A 765-nucleotide genomic window follows, 5' to 3' on the forward strand; every position below is an offset into this window, starting at 1 on the left:
CCTTGTTTTCGTGTCGGTCTATTAGCGTCGCCCCTGTGCGGGGCGGCACCTACTTTTCTTTGCAGCGGCAAAGAAAAGTAGGCAAAAGAAAGCCGCTCACACCGCCAGTGTGACGCAGTTGGCAAACCGCCTTTGAGGGGGAATGGTATAGGAGCATCCGGTCCCCCGCGCCACCAAAGCTAGTGACAAGGCGCCCGCCCACCCGGCGGCGCTACGCGCCCCGAGGGGCATAACCGCAAACCGAAGGTTTGCTGGTTTCACTGGCAAACCCAACCGTTGCGCGCGCAGCGAGCAACGGGATGAATGACGGCTTTGTCACTACCTTTGAAGGCGCGAGATGCCGGACGCCCCTATACCATTCCCCGTGTAAGGCTGGTTGTGGACTGCGTCATTCTGGCGGTGTGAGCGGCTTTCTTTTGCCTACTTTTCTTTGCCGCTGTGTATGGACCGCAGACATGGGTAACAGGTGTACGGAGACATGGGTAACACATTCTCCGTTCATGTTTGCTGGTTCAGATTGATAGTCCCAAAGCAGTGGTGCGCAAAATACAGGTCATAGCAGTCGTCTTCTCCTGCGCGTTCGCGAATGCCTACCGGCAGATTGTGCAGCGCGCTGGATACCTTGAATCGCCGCTGCTTGAAGCGTAGCTCTCCGTTCCATCCGACGCGTTGCACGACATCGTTTTCCCCATATTCGATCGGCGGCAGGATCGCAGGGAATGTGCGCGCACTGGGCCGATAACGCGTGACAGGCGTTTTCATATC

The 765-nt window shown here is 57.3% G+C and carries 1 pseudogene; it reads right to left on the bottom strand.

The features are described from left to right. Positions 1-498 precede the first annotated feature (498 nt). A pseudogene (locus G3N59_RS36840) lies at positions 499-765 on the bottom strand (IS481 family transposase); the annotation flags it as partial.

This window comes from Paraburkholderia sp. Ac-20340 (genome assembly GCF_017104965.1).
Classification (GTDB): Bacteria; Pseudomonadota; Gammaproteobacteria; order Burkholderiales; family Burkholderiaceae; genus Paraburkholderia.